This window comes from Mesobacillus sp. QJM3NY_10 (genome assembly GCF_056173465.1).
Map to the genome: position 1 here is coordinate 1,696,490 of NZ_CM149675.1, position 14,655 is coordinate 1,711,144.

The following is a 14,655-nucleotide window of genomic DNA, read 5'->3' on the forward strand; positions in this document are numbered from 1 at the left end:
TCGCTTTCTTTCCAAAATACGAATGCCGTACAAGAAATAGGTTAACAGGCTGTTTAGAATGGGATTGAATGAAAACCACAAGAAATGGCCTAATAGAAAGCAAGGTGAATGCATTGGGCCGACCTAAGAATCTCAGCTTCAGTATTATAGCTGCAATTATTGGATTAATGGTCGCCATTCAGTTTCAAACCGTCAGGGAACCAGAAGTCAGGGATACACGTGACACTTGGCAGCTTCGTGAGGATTTAATGAAGGAGAAGGAATTACAGTCCAAGCTGCTTCTTGAAATCAGGTCTAATGAAGAAAAAATAGCTAAGTATGAAACTGAGCGGCAGCAAAGCAAGGAAGAGGTACTGCGGGAAACCCTCGCAGAATTGAAGGATGAGGCTGGACTGACCGAGGTCACCGGACCGGGGATCACTCTCTTGATTAAGCCTGCTTTCAACTTGATTGTCGAAGGTGACAATCCGCCTTCGGTTTCTCCAGATATGCTTAAAAGGCTTTTGAATGAATTGAACCTGTATGGCGCAAAGCATGTTTCCATTGATGGCGAGAGGGTCGTAAATACTACCGTCATCCGGGATATAAACAGGGTGACAAAAATCAATGGACATTCTTTAAATCGTTTTCCTATTGAAGTTCGGGTAATTACGGAAAATGGAGATTCAGCCGAAAAGTTATACAATCGAATGAAGGTTTCCACGGTAGCCGAGGATTTTTTCATCGATAATCTGGAAGTGATCGTAAACAGGCCTGAGAGCATGTTGGTTGTACCTGCATATCAAGATACAATCAGGATCAGGTACATGGAACCCGTTAAAACAGACAAAGGGGGAGGCAACGGATAATGTGGCTTCCAATCATGGGGTTGGTCATCGGTGTAATCATTGGGCTATTGACCGATATCACAATTCCTGAAGAATACTCCAACTATTTATCAATCGCGATCCTTGCAGCCCTCGATACTTTGTTTGGAGGGATCCGCGCCCAGCTGCAAAATATATATGATGAAAAAGTTTTTGTATCAGGATTCTTTTTTAATATAGTATTAGCAGCAAGTTTAGCTTTTCTAGGTGTCCATCTTGGTGTAGACTTGTATTTAGCAGCAGTTTTTGCCTTTGGGGTAAGGCTGTTCCAGAATATAGCCGTCATCCGGAGAATAATATTGACGAAATGGTCAACGACAAGTGAAAAGTAGAAAAAAAAATGATATTTTAAAAGGGAAATATTTAATTGTGACGAATAAAGTAATGTAATTAAAAAATGAAACGCAATTAGATAGTGGCAAGAAATTGTTGTTCAAACACTAGGAATTGTTGAAGGAGGTGCCACAGAATGAACAGCAATGATATATATGTCAGTCTTGACATCGGTACATCCAGTGTGAAGGTAATCATTGGGGAAATGGTCAACGACACTTTAAATATAATTGGTGTTGGCAATGTAAAGTCCGAAGGGTTAAGAAAGGGCTCCATTGTTGATATAGATGAAACCGTTCATTCTATTAAAAGGGCAATCGAACAAGCTGAAAGAATGATAGGTTTAAAGATTAACCAGGTGATTGTAGGTGTCACCGGCAATCATGTTTCCCTGTTGCCATGCCATGGTGTGGTTGCAGTTTCCAGCGACAATCGCGAGATCACGAATGAGGACGTAGCGAGAGTCATTGATGCTGCACAGGTGGTATCGATTCCACCTGAGCGAGAGATAATAGACGTGATTCCAAAGCAATTTATCGTTGACGGTCTTGATGAGATCAATGATCCAAGAGGCATGATCGGTGTTAGGCTTGAAATGGAAGGAACGATCATTACCGGATCAAAGACCATCTTACATAATACTCTTCGTTGTGTTGAGCGTGCTGGACTTGAAATCGTGGATATCGGCCTACAGCCGCTTGCTGCAGGAGCATTCGCGCTTTCAAAGGATGAAAAGAATATGGGTGTCGCGATGATTGATATCGGCGGCGGTTCATCAACTGTCGCTGTGTTTGAGAACGGACACTTAAGAGGTACATCTGTCATTCCGGTTGGAGGAGACCATATCACCAAGGACTTATCAATCGGTTTGCGCACGACAACTGAAGAAGCGGATCAATTGAAATTGAAGCATGGACATGCCTTTTATGACTATGCATCCGAAGAGGAAGTATTCGAGGTTTCAATCATCGGCAGCGACCAGCAGCAGCAGTTCAATCAGCTGGAAGTAGCCGATATCATTGAGGCAAGAATGGAAGAAATCTTCTCCCTTGTCCAGGATGAATTGAAACACATGAACATAAGGGACTTGCCAGGTGGTTTTGTCCTGACAGGTGGAACAGCCAATATGCAGGGTGTTCTGGAGCTTGCCCAGGATATTTTCCAAAGCAGGGTAAGAATCGCCATTCCGGATTATATTGGCGTAAGAGAACCCCAGTACACGACAGCAGTCGGCTTAATCCAATTTGCTTATAAAAACGCAAAATTAAAAGGGAAGAAAATGGAAGCTACTTTTAGTGAAATGGAACCGAAAGAAAAGAGAGTTCAAAAACAGCCGCATCCAAAATCGAAGCCTGAGAAACAGCCTGAAGAAAAAGTCACCTCAAGAATGAAGAAATTTCTTGGCTACTTTTTTGAATAATCAGAGCTAACAGGAAATCGGCGAATTAGGAGGATTTGTCATGTTGGAATTTGATACAAATTTAGATTCACTTGCTACTATAAAAGTTATCGGTGTTGGCGGCGGCGGAAATAATGCGGTTAACCGAATGATCGAACACGGCGTACAAGGTGTGGAATTCATCGCGGTCAACACAGACGCACAAGCATTGAACCTTTCAAAAGCTGAAATCAGAATGCAAATCGGTGCAAAGCTAACGCGTGGACTAGGCGCTGGTGCTAATCCTGAGGTCGGAAAGAAAGCGGCCGAAGAAAGCAAAGAACAAATCGAGGAAGTGCTAAAAGGCGCTGACATGGTATTTGTTACTGCCGGTATGGGCGGAGGAACAGGTACTGGTGCAGCTCCAGTTATCGCTCAAATCGCCAAGGACCTTGGAGCGTTGACAGTAGGTGTAGTTACACGTCCATTTACATTTGAGGGACGCAAGCGTGCTGGACAGGCTGGCGGTGGAATCTCATCGATGAAGGAAGCAGTAGATACTTTGATTGTGATTCCTAACGACCGTTTGCTTGAGATTGTTGATAAGAGCACTCCGATGCTAGAAGCTTTCCGTGAAGCGGATAATGTTCTGCGCCAGGGTGTCCAGGGTATTTCAGACTTGATCGCTACACCTGGTTTGATCAACCTTGACTTTGCCGATGTTAAAACAATTATGTCCAATAAGGGTTCAGCATTGATGGGAATTGGTGTTGCTGCAGGTGAAAACCGTGCTACTGAAGCAGCTAAAAAGGCTATTTCCTCACCGTTGCTTGAAACTTCACTTGATGGTGCTCAAGGTGTTCTTATGAATATCACTGGCGGAACGAACCTTAGTTTATACGAGGTACAAGAAGCTGCTGACATCGTCGCCACTGCTTCAGACCAGGATGTAAATATGATCTTCGGTTCTGTCATCAATGAAAGCTTAAAAGATGAAATTATCGTTACGGTAATTGCAACAGGCTTCAATGAGGAAGTCGTCCAGCCTAAGCCAACAAGACCAGGTTTTGGAGGGCAGCAAAAGCCAGGTATGGGTGCGATCAAGCGCGAACAGCCTAAACGTGAAGAAATCCAGCAGGAAGCACCAAGAAGCAATCAATCTCCACAGGGCGATGATGCTCTTGATATCCCAACATTCCTGCGCAATCGTAACAGAAGACGCTAATTTATACTTCAGAAGGGCATAGCCGAAACGGCTATGCCCTTTTTATGTTATTTTTCACGAGAGAAAGTATAAACTTACACTTAGATAAGTGTCCATCTCCAGCGCCTAGCCCCTCGAGTCGCTTCGGTCCGCCCAATGAAGTCAAAGAACGACTTCACCGGTCGGCCCTCCAACGCTTTTCGGGGCTGATCAAGGCGCTTGCGCTTTTCTTAGAAATCTACTAAACAACATACTTTTGGAATATATGACCTACTAAAAATTTAAGCATCATTTATTCCTAAAGTTAATAATCTGAAAATTGACAAAATCCGAAGGGAAAAGTGAAAATCTCTGTTGTTTTGGTGCCAGATTATGACACACTTCATAGGCCAATGACGATATACTTTTCCGTAACGGAATGATAGAGCAAGAAGCAAATCGGTGATCACGTGCTTCAACAGTGGTTGCTAAACTTTGCTCGACGCCAGGTTGTTTTTTACCATCCAAAGTAGTTTGGTCGGTTTGCCAGATTGAACCGTTAATTAGCCGTTGGCATGCTTGATCATTTCAAGCAAGAGGGATGAAGATTCTGAATCTGAGTCTGGCACAGCACTTTCAGCTGTCAAACAAGGCGCATGCGAATTCTGTACAGGAGGATGAGGGGTGAAGGTCTATCTGGATGTCATCTGGGCATTGAATTTATTCTTTGATACGTTCCTACTCTACTTGACTGCCATCATCCTGAAAAGACAGGTTAAGCTATGGCGGCTATGTTTGGGAGGGGCTATAGGTTCACTGCTCATTATATTATCAATTACTCCGTTTCATGCTGCAGCGGGGCACCCAGCGGGGAAACTGTTCTTTTCGATATTGATGGTCCTGGCAGCTTTTGGCTATAAAAGATTCCGTTTTTTCTTCAAGGCACTTATGACATTTTATGTAACGACCTTTCTGCTTGGGGGCACTTTGACAGGGGTACATTACTTTATCCAATTTGATATGAACCTGGCATCGAATGTGGCCATGAACCATATTAAAGGGTTTGGCGATCCAATCAGCTGGTTGTTTGTATTGCTGGGGTTTCCGCTCGCCTGGCATTTTTCGAGGAGAAATATTGAACAATTCGAAATGACAAAGATTCAATATGAATCACTGGCAATAGTTGAAGTGCAGTTCATGGAGATGGATTTTAACATGAAAGGACTGATAGATAGCGGCAACCAGCTTTATGATCCTATCTCAAAAATGCCAGTCATGATTTTATCCATAGCAGATTGTTTGGATCGTATGCCAAGTGAAATCAAAAGAATTGCTGAAAATCCCGATTGTGTTTTGTCAGGTGATGAAAATTTTTCGCAGCAGCTGGAAAATCGAATGAGAATCATTCCATGTAAGGTAGTCGGACAAGAGCATCAGTTAATCATTGCCTTTAATCCTGACAAGATCAAGATTACTACAGACGAAGGAACTTATATTGCAGAAAAGGGGTTAATATCTTTTACTGCGCAGGAACTTTCGGCTGATGGCAGTTTTCAATGTATTATCCATCCAAAAATGATGGCAGGGATGGCAAAACAAGAGCCAACGGTGAAGGTAAGCTAATATTACTATACTCAGAAATACATAATTTAGAAGGAGGACAATCAATGAAAAATTTGCGGCTTCGGATATCCTATTACTGGTATAAATTATTAATGAAACTGGGCTTGAAAACAGATGAAATATATTATATCGGCGGTAGCGAAGCGTTGCCACCTCCTTTAACGAAAGATGAGGAAGAAGTGCTTTTGAACAAACTTCCAAATGGGGATAAAGCGGCAAGGTCGATTCTCATAGAAAGGAATTTGAGACTCGTTGTCTACATCGCGCGTAAATTCGAAAACACGGGCATTAACATTGAAGACTTAATCAGTATCGGAACAATCGGTTTGATTAAGGCGGTCAATACGTTCAATCCTGAGAAGAAAATTAAGCTAGCGACCTACGCTTCTAGATGTATTGAAAATGAAATCCTGATGTATTTGCGAAGGAATAATAAACTGCGGTCGGAGGTTTCCTTTGACGAGCCTTTGAATATTGATTGGGATGGAAATGAACTGCTCTTGTCCGATGTTCTTGGAACCGATGACGATATTATCACAAAGGACCTTGAGTCCAATGTGGATAAAAAATTGCTGGTTAAAGCGCTGCAGCAGCTTTCCGATCGTGAAAAGCAAATCATGGAATTGCGTTTTGGTCTTGGGAGTGGCGAGGAAAAGACACAAAAGGATGTAGCGGATATGCTAGGAATTTCACAATCTTATATTTCACGTCTGGAAAAAAGAATCATCAAACGTTTGCGTAAAGAATTCAATAAAATGGTATAGCAGAAAAATTTTCTATAAAAAAATTTTTTCTCTCTGATAAAAGTGATAACTTGGCGGTTTTCCTGGCTGATTCTTCCTGAAACCAGTCCAGGCTTTAGGTAAATAGTGCATATTTTTCCTTCCTGCGGAGATACTGATTTTTGACAGCAGCTCCTGTGAGGAGGGAAAAGATTGACACGAAACAAAGTTGAAATTTGCGGTGTTGATACATCAAAGCTTCCCGTTCTTAAAAACGAGGAAATGAGAAAACTTTTTAGAGAAATGCAAAGCGGTGACATCACAGCAAGAGAGAAACTTGTGAATGGGAACCTGAGGCTTGTTTTAAGTGTAATCCAGCGTTTTAACAACCGGGGCGAGTTTGTTGACGACCTATTTCAGGTCGGATGTATAGGCCTTATGAAGTCCATTGATAATTTTGATCTGGGACAAAATGTTAAGTTTTCCACCTATGCCGTCCCGATGATCATCGGTGAAATTAGACGGTATTTACGAGATAATAATCCAATCAGAGTCTCGCGCTCATTAAGGGATATAGCCTATAAAGCGCTTCAGGTACGCGAAAGGCTGATGAGTGAGGCATCAAGGGAACCAACTGCGGAAGAAATCGCCAAGGTTCTTGAGGTACCTCACGAGGAAATTGTCTTCGCTCTTGATGCGATTCAGGATCCCGTGTCCTTATTTGAACCGATCTATAACGATGGCGGAGATCCAATCTATGTGATGGACCAGCTAAGTGATGAACGGAACAAGGATACAAACTGGATTGAAGAAATCGCCTTGAAGGAAGGTATGAGACGCCTGAATGAGCGTGAAAAGTTGATTCTAAGGAAGAGATTCTTCCAGGGTAAGACACAAATGGAGGTAGCCGATGAAATCGGCATCTCACAAGCCCAGGTGTCCCGTCTTGAAAAAGCAGCCATCAAACAAATGAATAAGAATATCCAAAGCTAAGCTGCCTTTTGGCAGCTTTTTTATCGTTTAGGAAATTATAAAAATTATTTAGTTGGATAAATACATGTAGTATTCTTAATCCAGCTCCAGCGCCTAGCCCCTCGAGTCGCTTCGGTCCGCCTAATGAAGTCAAAGAACGACTTCACTGGTCGGCCCTCCAGCGCTTGTCGGGGCTGAACAAGGCGCTTGCGCTTTTTTGTTCTTTGCTTTATACAAGGGCATTACGAAGTAGGACGACTCTTTAAAATTCAAGATCCACTGAAGTAATTCATACATCTGTTTCCCCTTCATATATTTTATATAAGGGCTAATTAATGCCAAAGCGAAATCCGGAGGGATCTATATGGTTAAGGTGACAGAATTTCAAGTTAAAGATGTCGTGAATGTTTCGGATGGAAAAAGGCTTGGTAATATAGAGGATTTTGAAATCAATTTAAATACGGGTAAAATCGAAGCTGTTGTGATTGGGAGTTCAGGTAAGGTGCTGGGATTCTTCGGAAAGGAAGATGAGGTTGTGATTCCCTGGACAAATATCCTGAAAATAGGTGAAGATGTCATTTTAGTCCGGTATAAAGACAGCGGGGGATATCTCCAACAAAAAAGTGACGGGGATGAGTAACATCGTAATACTGTTGTATTGCGGTTTGTATGTGATAAACTAGACAAAAACGTGTGAGGTAAAAATATGGAACCATTCATCTTAGAAAGCCAGGAATATTTTAAAATTAAAGAGTGGATGGAGCGTTATCCTGGACTTGAGGTTGGGTTTACAACGAAGAACGGTGGCGTGAGCCAACAGGATGCTTTTTCGGGTTTGAACTTCGGCTTTCATGTAGGAGACGAGCAGAATGCTGTTTGTGAAAATCGTCTCCTGCTGGCCGATAAGATCGAATTTCCTCTTTCCAGCTGGGTTGGAGCAGAACAAACTCATGATATCAGCATCGCCAAAATCGGAAAATCAGATCAAGGAAGAGGCTCAACGACCTATGATACTTCTTTTTCAAGAACGGATGGCTTTCTGACAGATGAGCAAGGAGTACTGCTGACACTTTGTTATGCAGACTGTGTCCCGCTTTATTTTATTGAACCGGAGACCAGGCTGATCGGGGTCGCTCACGCTGGCTGGAAAGGCACTGTTCACGGTATTGCGGCGGAGATGGTCAACAAATTTCAGCAAAATGGTGCAAAAACAGAAAAAATTTCTGCCATTATAGGCCCATCAATATGCAAAAAATGTTATATTGTTGATGAGAGAGTCATCAATTTAGTGAAAAATATACTAGATGGTGTCGATATATTACCATATAATCAAGTTAGTGAAGGTCAATATTCTCTCGATTTAAAGGAATTGAACCGTCAGATTCTGTTAAAGACAGGGGTAGAAGACGGGAATATACATGTAACCGATTATTGCACTAGCTGCCATAGTGAGCATTTCTATTCCCATAGACGGGATAAGGGTAATGCAGGCCGAATGATGGCTTATATCGGCTGGAAGGAGGATAGCCATCCATAATGAAAGTCAGAAAAAATCTGGAGGTTATCCAGAATCAAATAGCAGATGCTTGTAACAAAGCCGGGCGTAATCCAGATGAAATCAAGATTATTGCGGTTACTAAATATGTCTCACCAGAACGGGCACAGGAAGCCGTTGATGCTGGGGTCACCCATCTTGGTGAAAATCGGGATGAAGGACTGCTTCATAAAATTGGCCAATTAGGGGACAAGCCGGTCTGGCATTTTATTGGGACGCTGCAAACGAGAAAAGTGAAAAACATCATTGAGCATGTTACATATATCCATTCATTGGACAGGCTGTCACTTGCAAAGGAAATCAATAAACGATCCGGTTCAAAAGTGAGATGTCTGATCCAGGTCAATGCATCCGGCGAAGAGAGCAAGCATGGGATAAAACCGGATGATGTCATTGGTTTTGTAAAAGAACTGAAGAAGTACTCCAATATTGAAATCAGCGGATTGATGACGATGGCCCCTTTAACGGAGGATGAGCAAGTGATCAGGGATTGCTTCAGGACAATGAAAAGCCTGCAAGCAGATATACAATCGCGGAAACTTGAATTTGCACCATGTAATGAACTGTCAATGGGAATGTCAAATGACTTTCAAATAGCTGTTGAAGAAGGATCAACAATGGTGCGTATTGGCACTGCCTTGGTAGGCAATGAATCGGAGGTGCATTAATATGAGCTTAAAATCAAAAATTAAGACATTTTTTTTCCTGGAAGATGAATATGACTATAATGATGAGGAAATGCTCGAGGGAGAAGCTGAGCCTTTCAAGCCCAATAAACAGCCTGTTCAACAAAAGCAGAATGTGGTAAGCCTGCAGAGTGTGCAAAAGTCTTCGAAAGTGATCCTGATGGAACCTAGAATGTATGCGGAAGCACAGGATATTGCTGATCATTTAAAAAATCGCCGGGCAGTCGTTGTGAATCTGCAGCGTATTGAACAGGATCAGGCAAGGCGTATTGTGGATTTCCTCAGCGGAACAGTCTATGCGATCAGCGGGGATATCCAGCGGATCGGCATGAATATCTTCTTATGTACCCCGGATAATGTGGAAGTAACAGGAAATATTTCTGAGCTTATGCAGGAGCGGGATTACCAAGAGTCGAGGTGGTAGAGTAAATGGATATAGTAATAGGTATAATAGCACAGGTAGTCAGTCTTTATCAGTGGGCCCTGATTATTTATATTTTCATGTCATGGTTCCCTAATGCAAGAGAAACAGCAATAGGACAATTTTTAGCTCGTATTTGCGAGCCTTTCCTGGAGCCTTTCCGCAGGATCGTTCCTTCAATCGGCATGATTGATATTTCGCCAATCGTTGCTTTCCTTGTGCTGCGTTTTGCTGTCAGCGGATTGTATCAGTTGGCTGCATGGTTTTAATAGTAATCAATTCTTCTCATGCAGGGTCTGAAATAGACCCTGCATGTTTTCTATCAAGGTAATAAAAAAGGAGTACATAAATGTCTATTTACCAGCATTTCCGTCTTGAGGAACGGGAATTTATCGATCAGGTCATTAACTGGAAAGAGTATGTTGAACAAAATTATGCTCCGAAATTGACGGATTTCCTGGATCCGAGGGAGCAGCAAATCTTGTCTACCGTTATCGGCAAGCATCCCGATGTTAAGTGGGAGCTGTTTGGCGGTGCACCAGGTACCGAGAGAAAACGGGCTTTTCTTTATCCAGAGTATTTGGAAGCTAAAGAAGAGGATTTCCAGGTAAAGCTTTTTGGTATTGAATATGCAAAGAAGTTTGTGAATATCGAACACCGTCAAGTTTTGGGCAGCCTGATGTCACTTGGCTTGAAGCGTGGGAAATTTGGAGATATCCTGATTGACGGAGATGTTGTGCAATTTTTCGCAGCTGAGGAAATCGCCGATTACATCGGGCTTCAATTAGAATCAATCGGCAGAGCTTCGATTGGCTTGTCAGAGCTTCCGCTTGAAATGGCAGTGGGAATTACTGAGGAATGGAATGAAATGACCACTACCGTTTCGTCATTGCGTCTGGATACCGTCATGTCCGCACTGTTCAATATCTCAAGGCAAAAATCCCAGTTGCTCATTCAGCATGGCCAAGTAAAGGTTAATTGGACTGCGATTGAAAATACTGCTTTTGAATGCGGTGAAGGTGATGTTATTTCAGCACGTGGTTACGGGCGTGCGAAAATCATCACAATTGAAGGGAAAACAAAAAAAGATAAATATCGAGTTATTGCCGGGAGAAAAAAATAATTATATAGTAATAGAAGAAGGATTTTTAGTTTATTTGTCGAATCATTGCTTTAAGTACATAAAGGATTATAACTTAATGGGAGGTGGCGTCATGCCTTTAACGCCGTTAGATATACACAACAAAGAATTCAATAAGGGATTTCGCGGGTATGATGAAGATGAAGTAAATGAGTTTCTTGACAATGTGATTAAGGACTATGAACTAATTATCCGTGAAAAAAAGGAAATGGAAGAAAAGCTTAATGAAATGAATTCCAGGCTTGGCCATTTTACGAATATAGAAGAAACCTTGAATAAATCAATTGTGATCGCGCAGGAAGCAGGGGAAGAAGTTCGCCGAAATGCGCAAAAGGAAGCAAAGCTGATCGTCAAGGAAGCGGAAAAGAACGCTGACCGGATCATCAACGAATCTCTATCCAAGGCACGTAAAATCGCCCTGGAAATTGAAGAATTGAAGAAGCAGTCAAAAGTATTCAGAACAAGGTTCAAGATGCTGATCGAGGCGCAGCTTGATATGCTGAACACCGATGATTGGGATCATCTGCTTGAATATGAATTGGATTCAACAGAATTGAAGGCTGCTGCAAGAGAAGAAGAAGATTCACTGGCTTGACGCGGGGACGTTATTTCGCATATAATTTCATAACAAAGTGCAATACATGACAGAAACGATGACAGGGACAGTATGGCGTTCCAGTTGCTTGCTTTTCAGCGAAATGGGGAAGGTGGAAGCCCATTGCAAGCGGATAGCCAGAAGATCACCCGATAGTTCCGAGCTGAACATCCATTTTAGGATCAGTAAGCACAGGCGTGACATTCGCGTTAAGAATGCTAAGAGGACAGGATGATGAATCCTTGTCTATTTAGGGTGGTACCGCGGGAATATAAACCTTCTCGTCCCTTTTCAGGGATGAGGAGGTTTTTTTATTTTCATTATTGTTTCTTTCGTGATTGCAACGGTAAAAATAGGAGGATCAATCTAATGGAGTACAAAGATACTTTGCTCATGCCGAAGACCGAGTTTCCAATGCGCGGAAACCTTCCGAACAGGGAACCTGAAATTCAGGCAAAATGGGAAGAAATGAATATTTATGAAAAGGTTCAAAAGCACACAGAAGGACGCCCGCTGTTCATCCTGCATGACGGACCTCCATACGCTAATGGAGATATCCATATGGGTCACGCACTTAATAAAATCCTCAAGGATTTTATCGTCCGTTATAAATCAATGAGCGGCTTTTGTTCGCCATATGTACCTGGCTGGGACACTCATGGATTGCCAATCGAGCAGGCATTGACGAACAAGGGTGTAAAACGCAAGGAAATGACTGTAGCTGAGTTCAGGAAGCTATGTGAAGAATATGCATATGAGCAAATCAACAACCAGCGTGAACAGTTCAAGCGTCTTGGTGTTCGCGGAGACTGGGAAAATCCTTATATCACATTGAAGCCTGAATATGAAGCACAGCAAATCAAAGTATTCGGCGAGATGGCGAAAAAGGGATACATCTACAAAGGGAAAAAGCCTGTTTACTGGTCACCGTCAAGTGAATCAGCACTTGCTGAAGCTGAGATTGAATATCAGGATAAGCGTTCTGCATCAATCTATGTTGGATTCCCTGTTAAAGACGGCAAAGGAGTTCTTGACCAGGATGTTGAAATCGTCATCTGGACGACAACACCATGGACGATTCCGGCAAACCTTGGAATCTCCGTTCACCCAGAATTGACATACGTTGTTATAGAAGCTGACGGAAGGAAATTCCTTGTTGCTGAAGAACTACTAGAAGCAGTTACGAATGAAATCGGCTGGGAAAATACTTCAACAGTTAAGAAACTTGCTGGTAAAGAGCTTGAAGGTGTCCTTGCAAAGCATCCATTATACGACCGCACTTCACTTGTCATGCTTGGCGAGCACGTAACGACAGATGCTGGTACAGGATGTGTCCACACTGCACCAGGACACGGGGAGGATGACTTCCATGTTGGCCAGAAGTATGGACTTGAAGTTTTATGCCCTGTAGATGATAAGGGTGTTATGACAGCTGAAGCAGAAGGCTTTGAAGGTTTATTCTATGATCAGGCGAACAAGCCAATCACAGAAAAGCTTGAAGAAGCTGGCGCTTTACTGAAGCTAAGCTTCATCACACACTCATACCCGCATGACTGGAGAACGAAAAAACCTGTTATCTTCCGTGCTACAGCACAATGGTTTGCGTCGATCAAAGATTTCCGCGGCGAATTGCTAAAAGCTGTTGAAGAAACAAAATGGGTACCAGCATGGGGCGAAACAAGACTATTCAATATGGTCCGTGATCGCGGTGACTGGTGTATCTCCCGCCAGCGTGCATGGGGTGTTCCAATTCCGGTATTCTATGCCGAGAATGGCCAGGAAATCATCACGGATGAAACAATCGAACATGTTTCAAATCTGTTCCGTGAGCAAGGCTCTAATATCTGGTTTGAAAAAGAAGCTAAAGAATTGCTCCCTGAAGGATTTAGCCACCCTGGCAGCCCTAATGGCCAGTTTACGAAAGAAACGGACATCATGGATGTTTGGTTCGACTCAGGCTCATCCCACCAGGCAGTTCTAGTAGAGCGTGATGACCTCCAGCGCCCTGCAGACCTTTATCTTGAAGGCTCTGACCAATACCGCGGCTGGTTCAACTCATCATTATCTACAGCAGTTGCAGTAACAGGCAAAGCACCTTACAAAGGTGTCTTGAGCCACGGTTTCGCACTTGATGGCGAAGGCCGCAAGATGAGTAAATCAATCGGTAACGTTGTCGTTCCTGCGAAGGTTATGAACCAATTGGGTGCAGATATCCTGCGTCTCTGGGTTGCATCCGTCGATTATCAATCCGACGTACGTGTTTCTGACGCAATCCTGAAGCAGGTTGCTGAAGTGTACCGTAAAATCCGTAACACATTCAGATTCTTGCTTGGCAATCTTTCTGATTTCAACCCTGAAACAGATGCAGTGCCATTCGAGCAGCTGCGCGAAGTTGACCAGTTCATGCTTGTGAAGCTGAACAAATTGACCAAATATGTGCGCAATGCATATGACAACTATGAATTCGCCGGTGTCTACCATGCGGTAAACAACTTCTGTACACTGGATCTAAGCTCATTCTATCTTGATTTTGCAAAGGATGTCCTTTACATCGAGGCTGCAGGCAATGTTGAGCGCCGTGCAATCCAGACTGTATTGCATGAAAGCTTGATTGCTCTGGTTAAGCTGACTGCACCAATCCTTTCTCACACTGCAGATGAGGTTTGGGGATTCATCCCTTCAGCAGACAAAGACAGTGTCCAGCTGACAGATATGCCTGAAGCAAAGGAAATCGCAAATGCAGAAGCACTTGAAAACAAGTGGAATGCATTCATGAAACTTCGTGACGATGTCCTGAAGGCTCTTGAAGAAGCCAGGAATCAGAAGGTCATTGGTAAGTCCCTGACTGCGAAGGTTTCTTTATACGTAAACGACAGCACAAAAGAGCTTTTGGATTCAATTTCTGAAAACTTAAGCCAGCTGTTCATTGTTTCAGGGTTCGAAGTCGCAGGAAGCTACGACCAGGCTCCTGATCATGCGATTAAACTTGAAAATACAGCGATTGTTGTTACAAAAGCTGAAGGCGAAACATGTGAGAGATGCTGGGTTGTCACACCAGAAGTCGGCAAGGTTGAAGAACACCCAACATTATGTGAACGCTGTGCAACTGTTGTAAAAGAAAATTACTAATCAATTTTCGAACTCCGGGTTTTTGTCCCGGAGTTTTTTTATGTATGCCAA

The 14,655-nt window shown here is 42.8% G+C and carries 15 protein-coding genes and 1 other annotated feature; all 15 genes read left to right on the forward strand.

Annotated elements, in window-relative coordinates; all coding sequences use genetic code 11:
* The first annotated feature begins 68 nt into the window (after positions 1–68).
* Positions 69–848: a DUF881 domain-containing protein gene (locus AC0VX7_RS08415; protein WP_475427458.1), complete on the forward strand. Its 780-nt coding sequence runs from the start codon at positions 69–71 to the stop codon at positions 846–848.
* Complete coding sequence (locus AC0VX7_RS08420) at positions 848–1,198, forward strand: small basic family protein (RefSeq protein ID WP_215031879.1); 351 nt, start codon at positions 848–850, stop codon at positions 1,196–1,198. The genes AC0VX7_RS08415 and AC0VX7_RS08420 overlap by 1 nt, the downstream gene beginning before the upstream one ends.
* A 137-nt stretch (positions 1,199–1,335) precedes the next feature.
* Positions 1,336–2,619, forward strand: coding sequence for a cell division protein FtsA (gene ftsA / locus AC0VX7_RS08425; protein ID WP_475427459.1), 1,284 nt, complete (start codon positions 1,336–1,338; stop codon positions 2,617–2,619).
* A gap of 40 nt (positions 2,620–2,659) precedes the next feature.
* Positions 2,660–3,802 (forward strand): cell division protein FtsZ, encoded by a 1,143-nt coding sequence (gene ftsZ / locus AC0VX7_RS08430; RefSeq protein WP_041966019.1) that lies wholly within the window; start codon positions 2,660–2,662, stop codon positions 3,800–3,802.
* 642 nt (positions 3,803–4,444) lie between these two features.
* On the forward strand, positions 4,445–5,383 hold the full coding sequence (spoIIGA, locus tag AC0VX7_RS08435; RefSeq protein WP_475427460.1) for a sigma-E processing peptidase SpoIIGA: 939 nt from the start codon (positions 4,445–4,447) through the stop codon (positions 5,381–5,383).
* 44 nt (positions 5,384–5,427) lie between these two features.
* The gene (gene sigE / locus AC0VX7_RS08440) at positions 5,428–6,147 is read left to right on the forward strand and encodes an RNA polymerase sporulation sigma factor SigE (RefSeq protein ID WP_475427461.1); all 720 of its coding nucleotides are present in this window, start codon (positions 5,428–5,430) and stop codon (positions 6,145–6,147) included.
* A 171-nt stretch (positions 6,148–6,318) separates the two neighbouring features.
* Complete coding sequence (gene sigG, locus AC0VX7_RS08445; protein WP_023614979.1) at positions 6,319–7,098, forward strand: RNA polymerase sporulation sigma factor SigG; 780 nt, start codon at positions 6,319–6,321, stop codon at positions 7,096–7,098.
* A 343-nt stretch (positions 7,099–7,441) separates the two neighbouring features.
* The gene (locus AC0VX7_RS08450; protein WP_041966015.1) at positions 7,442–7,717 is read left to right on the forward strand and encodes a YlmC/YmxH family sporulation protein; all 276 of its coding nucleotides are present in this window, start codon (positions 7,442–7,444) and stop codon (positions 7,715–7,717) included.
* A 66-nt stretch (positions 7,718–7,783) separates the two neighbouring features.
* The gene (pgeF, locus tag AC0VX7_RS08455; protein ID WP_475427462.1) at positions 7,784–8,614 is read left to right on the forward strand and encodes a peptidoglycan editing factor PgeF; all 831 of its coding nucleotides are present in this window, start codon (positions 7,784–7,786) and stop codon (positions 8,612–8,614) included.
* Positions 8,614–9,300, forward strand: a complete 687-nt coding sequence (locus AC0VX7_RS08460) for a YggS family pyridoxal phosphate-dependent enzyme (protein ID WP_475427463.1) — start codon at positions 8,614–8,616, stop codon at positions 9,298–9,300. The genes pgeF and AC0VX7_RS08460 overlap by 1 nt, the downstream gene beginning before the upstream one ends.
* Position 9,301: 1 nt before the next feature.
* A complete protein-coding gene (locus tag AC0VX7_RS08465; RefSeq protein ID WP_215031864.1) occupies positions 9,302–9,742 on the forward strand; it encodes a cell division protein SepF in 441 nt (146 codons plus the stop codon).
* 5 nt (positions 9,743–9,747) lie between these two features.
* Entirely contained in the window at positions 9,748–10,008 is a 261-nt protein-coding gene (locus tag AC0VX7_RS08470; protein WP_475427464.1) for a YggT family protein, read from the forward strand.
* Positions 10,009–10,088: 80 nt separating this feature from the next.
* On the forward strand, positions 10,089–10,862 hold the full coding sequence (locus AC0VX7_RS08475) for a YlmH family RNA-binding protein (protein ID WP_475427465.1): 774 nt from the start codon (positions 10,089–10,091) through the stop codon (positions 10,860–10,862).
* Between the two features lie 91 nt (positions 10,863–10,953).
* A complete protein-coding gene (locus tag AC0VX7_RS08480; protein WP_215031857.1) occupies positions 10,954–11,475 on the forward strand; it encodes a DivIVA domain-containing protein in 522 nt (173 codons plus the stop codon).
* A 49-nt stretch (positions 11,476–11,524) separates the two neighbouring features.
* Positions 11,525–11,767, forward strand: a binding site (T-box leader).
* A 77-nt stretch (positions 11,768–11,844) separates the two neighbouring features.
* On the forward strand, positions 11,845–14,604 hold the full coding sequence (ileS, locus tag AC0VX7_RS08485) for an isoleucine--tRNA ligase (RefSeq protein ID WP_475427466.1): 2,760 nt from the start codon (positions 11,845–11,847) through the stop codon (positions 14,602–14,604).
* Positions 14,605–14,655: the final 51 nt, after the last annotated feature.

What these genes read in the sequence shown, in the direction of transcription:
- AC0VX7_RS08415 (WP_475427458.1), top strand. Translation starts at nt 69, where the DNA reads ATGAAAACCACAAGAAATGGCCTAATAGAAAGCAAGGTGAATGCATTG.
- AC0VX7_RS08420 (WP_215031879.1), top strand. Translation starts at nt 848, where the DNA reads ATGTGGCTTCCAATCATGGGGTTGGTCATCGGTGTAATCATTGGGCTA.
- ftsA (WP_475427459.1), top strand. Translation starts at nt 1,336, where the DNA reads ATGAACAGCAATGATATATATGTCAGTCTTGACATCGGTACATCCAGT.
- ftsZ (WP_041966019.1), top strand. Translation starts at nt 2,660, where the DNA reads ATGTTGGAATTTGATACAAATTTAGATTCACTTGCTACTATAAAAGTT.
- sigE (WP_475427461.1), top strand. Translation starts at nt 5,428, where the DNA reads ATGAAAAATTTGCGGCTTCGGATATCCTATTACTGGTATAAATTATTA.
- AC0VX7_RS08450 (WP_041966015.1), top strand. Translation starts at nt 7,442, where the DNA reads ATGGTTAAGGTGACAGAATTTCAAGTTAAAGATGTCGTGAATGTTTCG.
- pgeF (WP_475427462.1), top strand. Translation starts at nt 7,784, where the DNA reads ATGGAACCATTCATCTTAGAAAGCCAGGAATATTTTAAAATTAAAGAG.
- AC0VX7_RS08460 (WP_475427463.1), top strand. Translation starts at nt 8,614, where the DNA reads ATGAAAGTCAGAAAAAATCTGGAGGTTATCCAGAATCAAATAGCAGAT.
- AC0VX7_RS08465 (WP_215031864.1), top strand. Translation starts at nt 9,302, where the DNA reads ATGAGCTTAAAATCAAAAATTAAGACATTTTTTTTCCTGGAAGATGAA.
- AC0VX7_RS08470 (WP_475427464.1), top strand. Translation starts at nt 9,748, where the DNA reads ATGGATATAGTAATAGGTATAATAGCACAGGTAGTCAGTCTTTATCAG.
- AC0VX7_RS08475 (WP_475427465.1), top strand. Translation starts at nt 10,089, where the DNA reads ATGTCTATTTACCAGCATTTCCGTCTTGAGGAACGGGAATTTATCGAT.
- AC0VX7_RS08480 (WP_215031857.1), top strand. Translation starts at nt 10,954, where the DNA reads ATGCCTTTAACGCCGTTAGATATACACAACAAAGAATTCAATAAGGGA.
- ileS (WP_475427466.1), top strand. Translation starts at nt 11,845, where the DNA reads ATGGAGTACAAAGATACTTTGCTCATGCCGAAGACCGAGTTTCCAATG.